This is a genomic window from Brucella sp. TWI432, assembly GCF_039674445.1.
GTDB classification, from domain to species: domain Bacteria; phylum Pseudomonadota; class Alphaproteobacteria; order Rhizobiales; family Rhizobiaceae; genus Brucella; species Brucella chromiisoli.
In genome coordinates, this window is the sequence record NZ_JBDJNL010000006.1 from 125,193 (window position 1) to 141,353 (window position 16,161).

Below are 16,161 nucleotides of genomic sequence, written 5' to 3' on the forward strand. Positions count from 1 at the left end.
ACAATCTCCTAATAGAGTTACACCAACACCGACTTTGCGTCCCCAATTTCGGCGCAAGGCGGACAATTCCCGCTGAGGCTATTTACAATACGTTTCGCTCGTCAGCGTCAAGCGGTTTCAATTGGTAAGGTTAGCAGCCATAGTAAAGATCAGCCCCCTCATTCAAGTTGGCTACAAGTATCGCAAGTCCTGAACGCACGGAAACGCAAAGAGTTCCACGCACAATATTGGAAACCGTCCATGAAGAACCAAAAGGAAGGGTCACGTTGTCTAACGGCCACTCTGCATTTGTGATTGAAAGTCCTTCGACTTTGCAGAAATTCACGACGCTGAAAGACGTGCCATCGGGAAAATCATAAACATAGTCTCCCCTAACAACCGGCCAGGCTTCCTCGACCCCGCTTGAAAGCAGAATATCCCGCCCCTCTGCGGCCTGCGCCGTTGCCATCGTAAGATGCAGCAAGGTGTGATCCGTGCGCGGGCCACCAAATGCCCCACATAAAATGACCTTCTCAGCGCCGCGCGCAAAAGCTTCCGAAAGTGCAAGCTCGCCATCAGTCATATCTTTGGCACGTGGAAAACTCTTCTGCGGAATATGCGCATACTGCTCTTTCAACGCCTCAGAAGCGGAATCAAAGTCCCCCAGCCACAGCTCAGGTTCAACACCCAGCTCCGCTGCATGGCGTATGCCACTGTCGGCGGCAAGAACGCGCGCTCCCGCAATCTGATTTTTCAGACGATCCGTGACAACGAGATCGCCGCCAAGTAAAATGACAAATGTGCTCATAAACCGCTCATAACATGCGGAAATTCTAGCTGAAAGCCCGCATTGCGAACCCTTGCCCTTCCTGAAGCAAACATCTATTGTTGCCGTGCTCTAACGGGGTGCCATTCGTTCTTAGAATGGCTGAGAAGCCGCACACCGGCTAACCCGCTGAACCTGATCCGGTTTGTACCGGCGGAGGGATTAGATGCTGACCGATTTCCCAAGCGGCGCTCAATCTTTTCGAATAAAAGAAAGGAATGCCGTTATGCGGCTTTTATCTCTGCTTACCCTGTCGCTGAGCGCAGCTTTTGCCTTTGCGCCTGTTGCCCACGCCAAAGACAAGCTGACCATCTACACCTATGACAGCTTTGTTTCCGAGTGGGGCCCAGGCCCAAAGGTCAAGGAAAACTTCGAGAAAGAATGCGATTGCACGCTCGAATGGGTTGCATCGGCTGATGGCGTCGCCCTGCTCAATCGCCTCAAGCTTGAGGGCGGCAATACCAAAGCAGACATCGTCCTTGGCCTCGACACGAACCTGACGACCGAAGCGCGCGCCACCGGCTATTTCGCGCCGAGCGGCATTGATCTTTCCAATGTCAAAGTGCCGGGCGATTTCAAGGACGATATTTTCGTGCCTTATGACTACGGCTATTTCGCCGTTGTCTATGATTCCGAGAAGCTGCCCAATCCGCCGAAAAGCCTCAAAGAGCTGGTCGAAGGCGATCCGTCGCAAAAAATCGTCATTCAGGACCCGCGCACATCGACACCGGGCCTTGGCATTCTGCTCTGGATCAAATCGGTCTATGGCGATCAGGCAGCCGAAGCATGGGAAAAGCTGCAGAAGCGCATTCTCACGGTGACGCCGGGCTGGTCGGAAGCCTATGGCCTGTTCACCAAAGGTGAAGCACCAATGGTGCTCTCTTACACCACCTCCCCTGCCTATCACATGATTGCCGAGAAAACCGAGCGCTATAAGGCACTGGCATATCCTGAAGGCAATTACCTTCAGATCGAACTTGCTGCCCAGACAACAACAGGCGCCCAAAACCCGCTCGCACACAAATTTCTCGCTTTCATGACCGGCCCCGGCTTTCAGGATGTGATTCCCGAAACCAACTGGATGTATCCGGCAGGCAAGACTTCGCAGCCGCTTGCACCGGCTTTCGACACATTGCCGAAGCCTGAAAAGACCCTTCTGATCCCAGCCGACGCGGTTGCGAAGAACCGCAAGGCATGGGTCGATGAATGGCTTGACGCTTCAAGCAAATGATCAAAGCACCGACCAGAACCAGCGCTGCTCACACCATGCCTGCGATAAAACAACTCGCGGGCATGCTGGCGCTTGGCTTTCTTGCGGTGCTGGTCGGTGGTTCGCTTCTTGCGCTGGCATTAGAAGCCAGCGGCTTTGATACGGATGTCTATTTCGACAATTATCTGCTGCGCGTCGCCCGTTTCACACTCACGCAAGCTGCGGCATCGGCTCTGCTGTCAGTGCTGTTTGCCATTCCGGTAGCGCGGGCGCTTTATGCAGAATCAAACTTTCCGGGTCGAAGCCTGATCCTGCGCCTTTTCGCGCTGCCACTCGCCTTACCTGCCCTTGTGACGGTGCTGGGCATCACCAGCATTTACGGGCGCAACGGCTTTATTGCGCAGCTTTCGCAAGCAAGCAGCTATCCGCTCTCACCCGATATTTACGGCATCACCGGCATTTTGATCGCGCATGTGTTTTTCAATATGCCGCTGGCTGTCAGACTCATTCTCGCGACTTATGACTCAATACCCGCCGATTACTGGAAGCTTTCAGCACAACTTGGCATGGGAAGCCCGTCGCGCTTTCGCCTGATTGAATGGCCCGTCATTCGGCGCAATCTGCCCGGCATGTTCGGTCTGATCTTCATGCTCTGCGTCACAAGCTTCACAACGGTTCTCACCCTTGGCGGCGGCCCACGCGCCACAACGCTGGAAGTTGCAATTTACCAAAGCCTGCATTTCGATTTCGATCCGGCGCGCGCGGTTGCTCTCACCTTCGCACAGCTTGCGCTGACACTTTTCATTTTGCTGGCCCTGCGCATGACCGGACGCCCATCGGAAGAAGGCTTTACGCTTACACGTAACGCGAGACGCTATGCGAAGCCCTCTGTACCAGAACGCTTTTTCAATATCACAGCCATTGCGATTGGCTTCCTCTATGTCGCGCTTCCCGTCATCGGCATCGTCATTTCAGGTCTTGCCGCCGATCTGGTCGGGCTTTTGAGGGAGAAGACCGTCTGGCGAGCAATCAGCACCAGTCTGGCACTTGGATTTTCAGCAGCCCTCCTCTCTGTCATCCTCTCCCTCTCCCTGGTCATCGCACGCGGGGCCACAAAGAGCGTGCGCCTTGCCGGGCTTTTTGACACAGGCGCAAGCCTCATTCTGGTCATGCCACCCATCGTTCTGGGTGCGGGCTGGTTCATTTTGCTGCGCCATTTCACAGATCCCTTCCTGATGGCTCCGTTGATGGTGATAACAGTCAATGCCGCGATGGCCATGCCGTTTGCCGTGCGCCTGCTGCGACCTTCATGGGACACAGCGGCTGCGCGCCACAACAGGCTCTGTGCACAGCTTGGCATCACAGGCTTCAACCGGCTGAAACTGATCGACTGGCCATCCATTCAAAAACCCTTCGGAATGGCCTTTGCCTTTGCCATGGCGCTTTCGCTGGGCGATCTCGGCACCATCGCACTTTTCGGCAGCGATGCATTGTTAACGCTGCCTTATCTTCTGTTCCAGCGTATGGGCAGCTACCGCACATTCGACGCAGCAGGCCTTGCATTGATCCTCGGAATCTTATGTCTTGGCCTGATGATGATTGCAGATCGTGCTGCCTCGCGAAAGGAAACGCCGCTTCTATGAATGTCAAAGCCGACATCAGGCTTCGCGATCTATATTTCAGCTATGGCGAAACCAAAATGCATTTCGACGCGACCATACCGGGCGGCGTAATTGCGGCCATTGTCGGCCCCAGCGGCTCGGGAAAGTCCACACTGCTCAATCTGATTGCAGGATTTGAAAAACCAGAAATCGGGCAGATTTTGATCGGCGATCTTGATGTTACCGATCTGCCGCCTGCATCCCGGCCCGTTTCAATGGTCTTTCAGGAGAATAATCTTTTCGCACATCTAAGCGTCGAGCAGAATGTCGGGCTTGGCCGTTCTCCCAATCTGAAGCTGAACCAACAGGATCGGGACGCAATCGCAACTGCATTGGAACGCGTGGGACTTAAAGGCAAAGAGACCCGCAAACCCGAAGCGCTTTCGGGTGGCGAACGTCAGCGGGTGGCGATCGCACGCGCGCTCGTGCGCGCAAGACCGGTATTGTTGCTGGACGAAGCCTTTGCTTCCCTTGGACCCGCACTACGCCATCAGATGCTTGATCTTGTGCGTGCATTGCATGAAGAAAACAAAATGACGGTGCTGATGGTTACACATACGCCGGAAGACGCACTCTATCTCAATGCTTTGTTGCTGTTTCTCGACAATGGCCGGATTTCCGCACAAGGGCCTGCCCATGAATTACTCTCGCCATCTGGACCCGAAGCTTTGAAGCACTATATCGGTGCACAGACGCCAAAGCTCAAATAGAGTTACGGCAGTGGACATATTTTGTTCGCAATCGGCTTAAAGAACGCTTTGAACACTGATCAGCTTCTTGTAGGCAATTCAGTGAGCGGCTAAATTTATGCCACGACATCGACGCCCATTCATTGCGAGGATAAAATACTGATCCGTCAACAGACCCGTGCCCGGGCCTCCCTGTGCCTTCCAGTCCCCCTGCCAGAACGGACACAGCGCAATTGGCGGAAACCAGCCATTGGTCTTGGCTTGCTGGCGATTGCCTTGATTTCGGGCTGCCAGTCGTTCAATTCGAGCAAGGATCTCGGCCTTCAGCCATCGTCCAATCCGGTCACCGTTGAAAACGTCACGCGCAACGACCGGCTGGCGCAAATCGGCGCGCAGCAGCATCCGCGCATCCTCGCCACTTATGGCGGCGAGTATAAAGACCCGAAGCTGGAGCGCATGGTCGCCAAGATCGTCGGCAATCTCACAACGGTTTCCGACAAGCCGGATCAGACCTATCGCATCACAATCCTCGACAGCCCCAACATCAATGCCTTCGCTTTGCCGGGCGGGTTTCTTTACGTAACACGCGGTTTGCTGGCGCTTGCCAACGACTCATCTGAAGTCGCAGCCGTTATCGCCCATGAAATGGGCCACGTGGTCGCCAATCACGGTATTCTTCGTCAGGAGAAAGAGGCAGAAACAGCAATTGCCGGGCGGGTCGCCACAGAAGTTCTGCACAATGAAAATGCAAGTCGTGAAGCAACCATTCGCGGCAAACTCCGCCTTGCGCAGTTCTCGCGCAATCAGGAACTGCAAGCCGACGCCATCGGCATCAAAATGATCGGTGAAGCGGGGTATGACCCGTTCGCTTCCGCACGCTTCCTGCAATCGATGGAAGCTTACACAGATTTCCGGTCTGTCTCTGGTGCCACCGATGCGAGCCTCGACTTTCTCGCAAGCCACCCTGCAACGCCACAACGCATTCAGCTGGCGCTCGGACACGCGCGCCGCATTGGCGCGCCGGGCGTTGGCACAACGGATCGCGATTCCTTCCTCAACGGCATTGATGGCCTGCTCTATGGCGATTCGCCCAATGAAGGCTATGTGCGCGAACAGACCTTCATCCATCCAAAGCTCGGCGTAACCTTTACCGCGCCGGCCGGCTTCACCATTGACAATTCGGCCAATGCCGTCATGGCCAGTGGACCGGGCGAAGTGGCAATCCGCTTTGACGGCGCATCGCTGCCTGCAGGCTCCAGCCTTACCGATTATATCAAATCGGGCTGGGTGACGGGCCTTGATGAAAGCTCAATCCGCCCCATCACGATCAACGGCCTGCCTGCGGCAACCGCGCGCGCGAGTGCGGATCGCTGGCAATTCGACATTGTGGTGATCGGTGCCAACAACAAGGTCTATCGCTTTCTGACGGCAGCGCCAAAGGGCAGCAATGCACTCATGCCTGCATCGCAAAGCGTAACACAATCCTTCCGCCTGCTTTCGGCAGCCGAGCAACAAGCCATCAAACCTTTGCGCATTCGCGTGGTGACTGTGAAGCCGGGGGATACAATGGCCAGCCTTTCAGCACGCATGCAGGGAACAACCCGCAAGCTTGAACTGTTCCGCCTGCTCAACGCCATGCCTGCGGGCGCAACTGTATCTGTGGGCGATCGCGTCAAAATCATAAGCGAGTAAGTCAATGGAAGTCATGCTTGAATCATTGCTGGCAGGCCAGATCGCCCCACTAGGACCGCGTGCCGCACCGAGCGGGATCGATAAGAAGCCTATATCGGGGCCCGTTCGCTTGCTGCGCGAAGGCCTCGAATGCGACGAGCAAGGCGACAGAAAAGTCCACGGCGGTCCCGAAAAGGCCATTCACCATTATCCGCGCGATCATTATGCTCTCTGGCGCGAGGATATTGGCGACCATCCCTGTTTTGATGCGCCCGGCGCTTTTGGAGAAAACATCTCAACCACCGGACTGACCGAGCATAATGTTGCTATCGGCGACCGTTTTCGCTTGGGAACAGCTTTGGTTGAGGTGTCACAGGGCAGGCAGCCCTGCTGGAAACTCAATGCGCGCTTCGATGTACCGGACATGGCAACCCGCGTGCAAAAAACCGGACGCACCGGCTGGTATTATCGGGTTTTGGAAGAAGGTGTTGTCAGCGCTGACGACACGATAACGCGTGTCGAACGCCTTTCCCCAGAATGGACGCTGCACCGGGTTTGGCATCTTCTCTACGTCGATATGCTTAATTATGACGAACTTGCACGGATGGCCAACCTTGCGCACCTTGCCGATGGCTGGAAGCGCTATGCCATCCGCCGTCTGGAAAACCGCAAGGTCGAAGACTGGTCATCGCGCCTTGAAGGCAGCCGCGATTAGCGTATGCCTCCCCAAAGTGGGACCCGGTTTTGGGATAAAGACATCTGTAAAAAGTCTATGCCTGATAGGCTGCCATTTCATGCTGATCAAGCAGCGCCAGCTTAAGCTTTTCCATGGCGCGGCTTTCAATCTGCCGAACACGCTCTTTTGAGATTCCCAATTTTTCGCCGAGTGCTTCAAGTGTCACGCCATCATCGCCCAGACGCCGTTGTCGGATGATGTGCAATTCACGCTCGTTAAGCGCATGAAGCGCGGTGCGCAACCAACCCACACGGCGTTCCATATCAATCGTGCTTTCAACGACCTCATCCTGCAAGGGATGGTCATCGACAAGAAAATCCATACGGGTGGAGGTGCCCGATTCATCATTACCGATTGACGCCGAAAGCGAACTGTCAGACCCTGAAAGTCTGCTGTCCATGACTTCGACATCACTCGCTGATACGCCAAGCTGCGTCGAGATCTGGCGGTAAATTTCTGCCTTGCTCATGGTCTCATCTTCCTGTGCAAGCTTCGAACGCAGGCGACGCAGATTGAAGAACAGCGACTTCTGAGCCGAACTCGTCCCACCGCGCACGATAGACCAGTTGCGCAGGATATAATCCTGCATGGACGCCCTTATCCACCATGATGCATAGGTGGAAAAACGAACTTCGCGCTCAGGATCAAAGCGCGCAGCCGCTTCGAGCAATCCAACATAGCCCTCCTGAATCAGATCGCTCATCGGAAGCTTGAACTTACGAAACCGTCCGGCCATCGAAATCACCAGTCGCATATGCGAGGCCGTGATGCGATGAAGTGCTTCCTGATCCTTGTTATCTTTCCAGCGGATGGCGAGGTCGCGTTCTTCTTCTCGTTCAAGATAAGGCGCTGACATCGCATTGCGGATCATCGACTGCGAGGACGCAGCAGGCGCTTGAAGACCGCACGCCGGAATCGGCAAACGAGTTGGCGGAACGATGGAGGAACTGCTCATGGATGACTGCTTCATCTGGCTCTCCTGTTCTGGCTGCGATGTTCCAGAGAAGTCTGAAACCCGAAACGGAAACGATACCAGCCCCAAAAAGGGATTAAGCAAACATTTTTCGTTCGTTCAAAACATCTTTTACAGACCTGCTCTGAGGCCAGATTGCTACGCCACAAAACAAACCCGCTCAGAGCTGGTTTGATAATAACGCAAGAAGAACCCTCCGGTTCCATCCGAAGTGCTATAAATATCTGACATTCTATGAAAATAGAGAGACAAGCCGCTTGGGCAAGTATCCACCCCCCTCTCATCAGTCCGAAAATAAGAATTATTTTTGGAAGACGCGAGGCGCACGGTGCTCTATGCAGAAAAATAAAAAGCCCCACATCAGCGGGGCTCTTTAGAAAAGAATGCAGGCGTTATTACGCTGCTTCGACTTCATCACCGTCCACTTCACCTTCGGCATCAGCCTTGGTGCGTTTCGGGCTCTTGGCAAGATTTGCTTCGATAAGGCGAACTGCTTCCGTATCGGAAAGCTTGTTCACGGCAGCGATTTCGCGCGCCATGCGATCCAGCGCTGCTTCGTAAAGCTGACGCTCGGAATAGGACTGCTCCGGCTGATTGTCAGCACGATGCAGATCACGAACAACTTCAGAAATCATAATCAGATCGCCGGAATTGATCTTTGCATCATATTCCTGCGCGCGGCGCGACCACATGGTGCGCTTTACGCGTGCACGACCCTGTACGACTTTTAGGGCACGTTCGACATAATCGGTTTCCGACAGCTTGCGCATACCAATGCTGACAGCCTTGGCGACCGGCACCTTGAGGCGCATCTTGTCTTTTTCAAAGTCGATAACAAAAAGCTCAAGCTTATGGCCGGCAACTTCCTGGTCTTCGATCGCTACGATCTGACCAACACCATGAGCCGGGTAAACAATGGACTCGCCGGTCTTAAATCCCTGGCGGGCCGGAGTTTTTTTCTGCTGGGATGTCATACGCTCTAATACTCCCTGTTGTGCCCGGCACTACACGCCGGTTAACACATGATTTCGACCACACCCCCTTGGGAGAGGTGCGGAAGCCATTACGGTCTTGAACTGAAAGCGCTTCCCAGGCACAAATTGATTTACCGGGAAGCTCTGGTGGGGAACGTGTGCTGAAACCGCAATAATCCGTCCCGGTGCCATAAAGCCCAGTAAAAAAATATAGCCCTTTCAGAGATTAACGCATTTGCGCCACGATTTGACGTCCAGTCACCGAAATTATTGGCACAGGTTAACACAATTTTACGCAAGAATCAACAAATGGCCAAAAAAGAGGATTCCGGCCATTTTCGACATGCATAAAATCAGCTTCAACAACTCAGCAATACACGAAACTACGACAGCAAAAGTGCCAATCTGACGGATTGCTCTTGCGCTCAACCAATCCGAAAAAAGCGTCAAGCCTTTCGAACCTGTTTAGAGCGCCGTGCACCCTATTGAGCACACAAAGCCGGTCTAATCACCGGAACCCGGCTCAGGCGAAAAGAACTGTTCGAGCTTGCCTGAAACGCCATCCATTTCCTTGGCTTCTGGAAGCTCATCTTTTTTCGCAGTCAGGTTTGGCCATTTCGCTGCATATTCGGCATTCAGCTCAAGCCATTTGTCGAGGCCCGGTTCGGTATCCGGGCTGATGGCTTCCGCCGGACATTCCGGCTCGCAAACGCCGCAATCGATACACTCATCGGGATTGATGACGAGCATATTCTCGCCTTCGTAAAAACAGTCGACCGGACAAACCTCGACGCAGTCCGTATATTTGCAGCGAATGCAATTATCGGTCACGACATAAGTCATTGTCCAACTCCTGTTGCCTCTCCCGTGATGAAGAGTAAGCTTATCTATTCAGAACCGGCTGTTTGAACATTCAGATCGGGCACCTGAATGGTTCCGCTCCGTTCACTCCATAGACTATCCCACGGGGTGTTTTGGCGTGTGGCATGCATGCCAGTTCATGTGCTTGCGATTGCCAAGCGTGAGGTAACGATTTTATCGGTCCATGACAAGGGCCGAAACGACGCAATAACAATATGTCACGAACATCGGAAATGACATTCCAATTATGGTGCAAAAGTCGAAAAGAGCTTTTAACGTAAAGCTTTAACGCGCAATTTCTGTCGCACCCGATGGCTATCCTGCGGCATCGCGTCCGGTTTAATTTCCGCGCAGACGATCCGTTTCGCGCCGTTCTTTCTTTGTTGGACGCCCGGCACCGCTCTCACGATGTGGCTGCATTGCTCCAACGCTGTCAGATTGCGGGGCAGGTTTGGGCGTCATGTCCTGATATAGAAGTTGTGCTTCAGGGGCTGGCCCGCGCCTGTGACCGGGTGCAAGCACCTTATAGACGAGAATTTGCCGATCAAGGGTTATGGTCAGAACATCGCCGATCTTCACCGGATAGGCTGCCTGATCAATCTTGTCACGATTGACCCTGACTTTGCCGCCGACGGCGAGTTTCGCCGCCAGCGATCTTGATTTAACCACGCGTGCAAAGAACAGCCACTTGTCAATACGCTGTCTTGCAATCGCCTCAGTCGCCATCTTACTTCTTCAATTGCTCCTTAAGAGCAAGAAGCTTGGCAAAAGGCGAATCAGGATCAACACGCACCGGACGTTCTTGCTCAACGCGCTTGTTGCCCTGATGAGTAGCATGGTCCCGCTTAGGCTGACGCTGATCGCGGTTGCCACCATCACGCGGTTTGCCCTTGAAGCTTTCGCGTTTGTTCTGGCCACGATCCTGATTTTCACCATCATTGTTACGACGGTTCTTGTCAAAACGCTTGCCAACGCCACGGTTTTCACGCGCAGCCGCGGCTTCACCAGCTTCACCACCCTGCTGCGAGCGGTTCTGGCGCTGACGATTCTGATCCTGCGTGCGATTACGTCCTTCAAAGCGCCCCTGACGCCAGAGCAGAACAGGCTTGGCCTCTTCTGCTGGCGCGTCGGTTGCTTCTGTTGCGGGCTTTTCCTCCGCTGCGGCCTCAACAGAGACAACTGGGGCAGGAACCGGCTCGGCTGCCGGAACAACAGGCTTGGCTTCGCTTATGGTGGCAGCAGGTACGGCTGGCTTAAAGACAGTATCTTCGACAACCGCCTCAGCCTGTGCCTGTGCCTTAGCAGCAAAGGCATCAAGCTCGGCAAGCTTTGCGCTCACATCAGCCGCATCAACAGCCTCATGGCGATAACCAAGGCTTTTCAGGATCTCTTCCATATCCTCAACCGTGGCGCCCAGAATAGACATCATGGCAGGGGTAACAATGAAGCGTCCGCCATCATAAGCGCCATCGGGACGTGTGCCCGAACCCGGACGCCAGGCCAGTGCCGGACGAATGAGATCGGCAAGGCGTTCCAGAATATCAATGCGCACGGCACGACGACCGAGCACGCGATACCCACCCAGACGATAGAACATTGGATCGAAAGCCGGATCGACAACCACCGATGTGCGGCCTGCGGCCAGCACATTGACCACATCGCCATAACCGGCGCGCTCGCGGCCATCATTCTTCAATGCCCAAAGCAGCGTGATCAGGCCAGCCGGAGCAGGCTTTAACAGCATGGGCATGAAAACATGATAAGCACCGAAGCGCACGCCCAGACGACGCAGTGCTGCACGCGAATCCTGATCAAGTCCGCGGACTTCCTCAGCAACATCGCGGCGCTGAAGACTGCCAAGGCCTTCAACGATCTGGAAAGCCAGACCGCGTGTCATACCGGTCAGGGCATCGGCAGCGTTAAGATCGGTCAACGGCTTGAGAACCGTTTCGATGTGATGCGCAACAAAACGCTCAATACGGGCCGCAACCTTGTCGCGTGCCGGCCCGGTCAATTGTTCGTCGGCAAAAATTATCGTGCGCGGTTTCAACACATGATCGGCTGCAACCAGCGTTGCGACCGGTGCACCGATCCAGCGCAACACGCCATCCGAACCGAGCGCAAAGTCGCCATTCGGCGCTGCGGAAAACCGCTCGGCACGGCGTTCGAACTCGGCGGCAAGCGCCTTTTGTGCAGCCGTTCTCACAGCCTTCGCGTCCGGCCCCTCGGCCTGAACGTCGGCAGTGAACCGGAATCCTTCTAGTTGCCCAACATTGTGGCCCTCGACAATTACGTCACCGGCCGGGCTGATTTCTGCTTCTAGCATGGCATTCTCTCTCAGGCGCCTCATAAGCACGCTTGTCCTGCGGTCTACAAAGCGTTTCGTCAACCTTTCATGCAGCGCATCGGACAGTCTGTCCTCAATTTCGCGCGTCTTTTCCTGCCAGTGTGTCGGATCGGCAAGCCATCCCGGCCTGTGCGACACAAAAGTCCAGGTACGGATTTGCGCCACGCGATGAGACAGAGTGTCGATTTCCCCCTCTGTATTGTCGGCGCGGCGCACCTGTTCGCTCATATAATCTTCATCAACGCTCCCTCGGCGGACCAGATCCTGATAAATGGTTGCTATGATATCGGCATGTTGTGCCGGCGCAATCTTACGATAATCGGGAAGCGCACAGGTATCCCACAAAAGTTCGATCCGCGCAGGCATCGTTGCAAGCCGCACAATGTCTTCATCTTTCGACAAATTTTCAAGCGCCTGCTGATCAACAGCAGGCAGTGCCTTGGTAAGACCTTCAATCGGCGTTGGCGTTTCCAGAGAATGGCGTAAAGCGTTCAGCGACGAAAAATCAAAGCGGCTTGTTCGCCATTGCAACACTTTCACCGGATCGAATGCATGGGCTTCAACCCGCTCCACCAGTTCATCGTCCAGGGGCTGAACCTGCCCGGTGACGCCAAATGTACCATCGCGCAAATGGCGACCCGCACGACCGGCGATCTGGCCAACCTCCGCAGGCGTCAGATCACGAAACTGATAACCGTCAAATTTACGGTTCTGTGCGAAAGCCACATGATCGACATCAAGATTGAGTCCCATGCCGATGGCATCCGTTGCCACCAGAAAATCCACATCACCTGACTGATAAAGCTCGACCTGTGCGTTGCGCGTGCGTGGGCTCAGCGCGCCCATTACTACCGCTGCACCACCACGCTGGCGACGGATCAGCTCGGCAATGGCGTAAACCTCATCCGCCGAAAAGGCGACAATTGCTGAGCGGTTCGGCAGTCGGATAATCTTCTTGGAACCCGCATAAGAAAGCTGAGACAAACGCGGACGCGTCACAACAGTGATGCCCGGCAGAAGCTTTTCCAGAATGGCGCGCATGGTCCCGGCGCCCAAAAGCAGCGTTTCCTGCCGCCCACGCAGATGCAGAATGCGGTCCGTAAAAATATGTCCGCGCTCAAGATCACCGGCAAGCTGCACTTCATCAATCGCCACAAAGGGCATATCCGTGCGGCGCGGCATGGCTTCAACGGTGCACACGGAATAGCGCGAGCCGGGCGGCGTGATTTTTTCCTCGCCGGTGATCAGCGAGACATTGGCAACGCCCACGCGCTCAGCCACGCGATTGTAAACCTCGCGCGCCAGCAATCGCAGCGGAAGACCAATCATACCACGACCATGCGACAACATCCGTTCGATCGCCAGATGCGTCTTGCCGGTATTGGTCGGCCCCAGCACTGCAGTGACATCGCGGCCACTCACACTCAGCGGCAGATCATGGGCAGGGAGTTGATTCATGCCAATAATAGAATTCCCGGAACAAAGGCCATACGTTGGACATGCGATAGCACTATATCACTTGAGCCGAAAGCGCTCCTGTTAAGTTTCAATCTGTGTTTTCGGCTCTGTAGTCGTTAATAAATACTCATTTTAACAAATAGAACGACTCTGGAACGAATCGGCGACGAATCGATCACAGGAGCCCCTTCACCTTTTGTTCACGACAACATCTAGTGGACTATCTATCGAAAGAACCCAGATGATGAATCACCGGCATTAAGATTTGCGCCGGTGTGGGAACAAACGGCCAATCTTATTAACCTTTGTCCTTCGAGCCGTCCCATAAGGAAAGACTGAAAAGCCGCAGATTCATGAATTATCAATTATTCCTGATCGTTGGTTAAATTTTTACCGCGCAAAAGGCCATTTTCATTAACCTTCGGCTCAAAGCCGGAACGAATCGGCGACGAATCGTTGATTCACAAACTTTCCCTATTTGTTCTCACCATATATAGGGGGATTCGGGCAAAAATACCCATAGAGCGGCACCGTTTTGCCGCTCTATCTTAAGCCGAACGCGTGTAAACGTTAATTTTTGCGCCTTTTATGGCCGCTCAACACACATGGCGACGCCCATACCGCCACCAATACACAGCGTTGCAAGACCACGTTTCGCATCGCGGCGCTTCATCTCGTAAAGCAGCGTTGTCAGCACTCGTGCACCCGATGCCCCGATGGGATGACCGATAGCAATCGCCCCGCCATTGACGTTGACGATCTCCGGGTTCAGCCCCAGATCACGCACCACAGCGCAGGATTGCGCAGCAAACGCTTCATTGGCTTCAACCAGTTCCAGATCGGCAACCGTCCAGCCTGCCTTTTCAAGCGCTTTGCGGGTTGCTGGTATAGGGCCGGTTCCCATGATCGACGGATCGACCCCGGCTGTTGCCCAGGAAACGATGCGCGCAAGCGGCTCGACACCCCGTTTTTCGGCTTCATCCGCATCCATTAGAACAAGTGCCGCCGCGCCGTCATTGATGCCCGATGCATTGCCAGCCGTGACAGTGCCTTCCTTGTCAAAGGCAGGCTTGAGCTTGCTCAGCGCCTCAATCGTTGTACCGCGACGGATATATTCATCCGCCGACACAATGGTCTCGCCTTTGCGGCTCTTCACGGCAAAGGGCACGATCTCATCATCGAAACGGCCGGCCGTCTGCGCAGCTTCGGCCTTATGCTGGGATGAAAGCGCGAACTGGTCCTGATCGTCGCGGCTAAGCTGCCACTGCTTCGCGATGTTTTCAGCGGTGATTCCCATGGGATAGCCATGGAAGGCATCCGTCAGGCCATCTTTCATCATGGTGTCCACCATTTTGAAATCGCCCATTTTCACGCCAGAACGCAAATGCGCGCAATGGGGTGCCATGGACATGGATTCCTGCCCGCCAGCAACGATAATCTTCGCATCGCCCGCCAGAATTTGCTGCATACCAAGCGCAACCGAACGCAGACCCGAACCACAAAGCTGGTTGATCGAGAAGGCAGTTGTCTCTTTCGGGCATCCGGCTGCCATCGCCGCCTGTCGTGCGGGGTTCTGCCCCTCGCCTGCCGTTAACACCTGTCCAAGAATGACCTCATCCACATCCGCAGCCACCACGCCTGCGCGCTCAAGCGCCGCCTTGATCGCGCTCGCACCCAGTTCGTGTGCGGCCACGTTAGCAAAGGCTCCATTGAAGGCCCCCACCGCAGTACGGGCGGCACTGGCAATAATAACGACTTTTTGGCTATGCGATGCGGTCATTCTTTCCTCCTTTAAAAATTGACCACAGAGAAAAACCAAAACGGCTTCTTTTGCAAGCTCCACCCTTTCTGTTCGTTTCACATCTTTGCTCAAAACGATCAGCAGTTTCTCCAGAACACATGAAAGTTTTTCTTACACGCCATTCGACAGTCGTTAAATTAGACCCACAAAAAATAAAGGAGATATCTATGTCCCAGCTGACTCTCGATAAGGCCAACGCAATCATTGCCGCCGCCTTTGCCAAGGCAGCCGAATTGCATTTAAAGCCCATCGTCGTCTCCGTTCTTGATGCAGGCGGACATCTCAAGGCCTTTCAGCGTCAGGATGGCACTTCGATTCTCCGCTTCGAAATCGCTTCGGGCAAAGCCTTTGGTGCCCTGTCGGTGGGGGCGGGGTCACGCTGGCTCCACAATCAGGCGAAAGACCGCCCACATTTCCTTGAGGGGCTGTCAGGCGTGTCAGGCGGGAAAATCATAGCCGTTCCCGGCGGCGTTCTTATCAAAGATGCGCAGAATGAAATTGTTGGCGCTGTCGGCATTTCAGGCGACACATCTGACAATGATGAAGCTGCTGCCGTGGCAGGCATCACGGGCGCAGGTTTTGCGGCGGATGCAGGCTAAGTTCCTTGCTTGAGATCCCATCCTTCATCGGCTCTCAAGCAAAGTAAGTGATCTTCGGCTCAATTGTCCGAAAATCCCCAAAAGAAAACGCCGCTTCCGGCAACCGGAAACGGCGTTTTTAAAATCCATCTTCAGCTGCAATGCAGCTTAAAGACTATTCCTTAGCTTCGAGGACCTGACGGCCACGATACATACCGCTCTTCAGATCGATATGATGTGGACGACGAAGTTCGCCCGAGTTCTTGTCCTCGACGTAAGTCGGGGCCTTGAGTGCGTCTGCCGAGCGGCGCATGCCGCGCTTCGACGGAGACGTTTTGCGTTTAGGTACTGCCATGGATTCAGCTCCACTGATCGATCAATAAACGTCCGGCACAGC

Annotated in this window: 13 protein-coding genes, 2 pseudogenes and 1 riboswitch; of the genes and pseudogenes, 6 read left to right on the top strand and 9 right to left on the bottom strand. The window is 54.5% G+C overall.

All coding sequences use genetic code 11. The features are described 5' to 3' along the window. Positions 1–130: 130 nt before the first annotated feature. Complete coding sequence (locus tag ABE527_RS11380) at positions 131–787, bottom strand: thiamine diphosphokinase (RefSeq protein ID WP_499694542.1); 657 nt, start codon at positions 785–787, stop codon at positions 131–133. Positions 788–871: 84 nt separating this feature from the next. After that, positions 872–984, top strand: a riboswitch (TPP riboswitch). 47 nt (positions 985–1,031) lie between these two features. On the opposite strand from ABE527_RS11380, the gene thiB reads away from it, so the two are divergent. From thiB to ABE527_RS11405, 5 genes are all read left to right on the top strand, one after another. Further along, positions 1,032–2,036, top strand: coding sequence for a thiamine ABC transporter substrate binding subunit (gene thiB, locus ABE527_RS11385; protein WP_499696983.1), 1,005 nt, complete (start codon positions 1,032–1,034; stop codon positions 2,034–2,036). Then, positions 2,033–3,658: a thiamine/thiamine pyrophosphate ABC transporter permease gene (gene thiP, locus ABE527_RS11390; RefSeq protein ID WP_499696984.1), complete on the top strand. Its 1,626-nt coding sequence runs from the start codon at positions 2,033–2,035 to the stop codon at positions 3,656–3,658. Before thiB ends, thiP begins: the two co-directional genes overlap by 4 nt. Then, positions 3,655–4,386, top strand: coding sequence for a thiamine ABC transporter ATP-binding protein (gene thiQ / locus ABE527_RS11395; RefSeq protein ID WP_499694545.1), 732 nt, complete (start codon positions 3,655–3,657; stop codon positions 4,384–4,386). The genes thiP and thiQ overlap by 4 nt, the downstream gene beginning before the upstream one ends. A 189-nt stretch (positions 4,387–4,575) precedes the next feature. Beyond that, positions 4,576–6,057 (top strand): cell division protease CdlP, encoded by a 1,482-nt coding sequence (cdlP, locus tag ABE527_RS11400; RefSeq protein ID WP_396997450.1) that lies wholly within the window; start codon positions 4,576–4,578, stop codon positions 6,055–6,057. Positions 6,058–6,061: 4 nt separating this feature from the next. After that, positions 6,062–6,751 carry an MOSC domain-containing protein gene (locus ABE527_RS11405; protein WP_499696985.1) on the top strand — a complete coding sequence of 230 codons (690 nt, stop codon included), beginning with the start codon at positions 6,062–6,064 and terminating at the stop codon, positions 6,749–6,751. A 55-nt stretch (positions 6,752–6,806) separates the two neighbouring features. On the opposite strand, the gene ABE527_RS11410 is transcribed toward ABE527_RS11405, so the two are convergent. The 7 genes and pseudogenes from ABE527_RS11410 to ABE527_RS11440 all read right to left on the bottom strand — a co-directional run bounded on the left by ABE527_RS11410 (position 6,807) and on the right by ABE527_RS11440 (position 15,165). Next, positions 6,807–7,742, bottom strand: coding sequence for an RNA polymerase factor sigma-32 (locus tag ABE527_RS11410; RefSeq protein WP_265984849.1), 936 nt, complete (start codon positions 7,740–7,742; stop codon positions 6,807–6,809). A gap of 398 nt (positions 7,743–8,140) precedes the next feature. Continuing rightward, positions 8,141–8,719, bottom strand: a complete 579-nt coding sequence (locus ABE527_RS11415) for a CarD family transcriptional regulator (protein ID WP_265984850.1) — start codon at positions 8,717–8,719, stop codon at positions 8,141–8,143. A 504-nt stretch (positions 8,720–9,223) separates the two neighbouring features. Beyond that, positions 9,224–9,562 (bottom strand): ferredoxin FdxA, encoded by a 339-nt coding sequence (fdxA, locus tag ABE527_RS11420; RefSeq protein ID WP_265984851.1) that lies wholly within the window; start codon positions 9,560–9,562, stop codon positions 9,224–9,226. A gap of 357 nt (positions 9,563–9,919) precedes the next feature. Beyond that, positions 9,920–10,306, bottom strand: coding sequence for an RNA-binding S4 domain-containing protein (locus tag ABE527_RS11425; RefSeq protein ID WP_499694546.1), 387 nt, complete (start codon positions 10,304–10,306; stop codon positions 9,920–9,922). Position 10,307: 1 nt separating this feature from the next. After that, positions 10,308–10,799 (bottom strand): annotated as a pseudogene (locus ABE527_RS11430) (helicase); the annotation flags it as partial. Positions 10,800–10,873: 74 nt separating this feature from the next. Beyond that, positions 10,874–13,385: pseudogene (locus ABE527_RS11435) on the bottom strand (helicase-related protein); the annotation flags it as partial. Positions 13,386–13,971: 586 nt separating this feature from the next. Next, positions 13,972–15,165 carry an acetyl-CoA C-acetyltransferase gene (locus tag ABE527_RS11440; protein ID WP_499696986.1) on the bottom strand — a complete coding sequence of 398 codons (1,194 nt, stop codon included), beginning with the start codon at positions 15,163–15,165 and terminating at the stop codon, positions 13,972–13,974. A gap of 188 nt (positions 15,166–15,353) precedes the next feature. Here ABE527_RS11440 and ABE527_RS11445 point away from each other — a divergent pair, with 188 nt between their 5' ends. Continuing rightward, positions 15,354–15,785: a GlcG/HbpS family heme-binding protein gene (locus ABE527_RS11445; RefSeq protein WP_265984855.1), complete on the top strand. Its 432-nt coding sequence runs from the start codon at positions 15,354–15,356 to the stop codon at positions 15,783–15,785. Positions 15,786–15,939: 154 nt separating this feature from the next. Here the strand turns inward: ABE527_RS11445 and rpmF are convergent, their stop codons facing one another. Further along, positions 15,940–16,119, bottom strand: a complete 180-nt coding sequence (gene rpmF / locus ABE527_RS11450) for a 50S ribosomal protein L32 (RefSeq protein ID WP_006467787.1) — start codon at positions 16,117–16,119, stop codon at positions 15,940–15,942. Positions 16,120–16,161 lie beyond the last annotated feature (42 nt).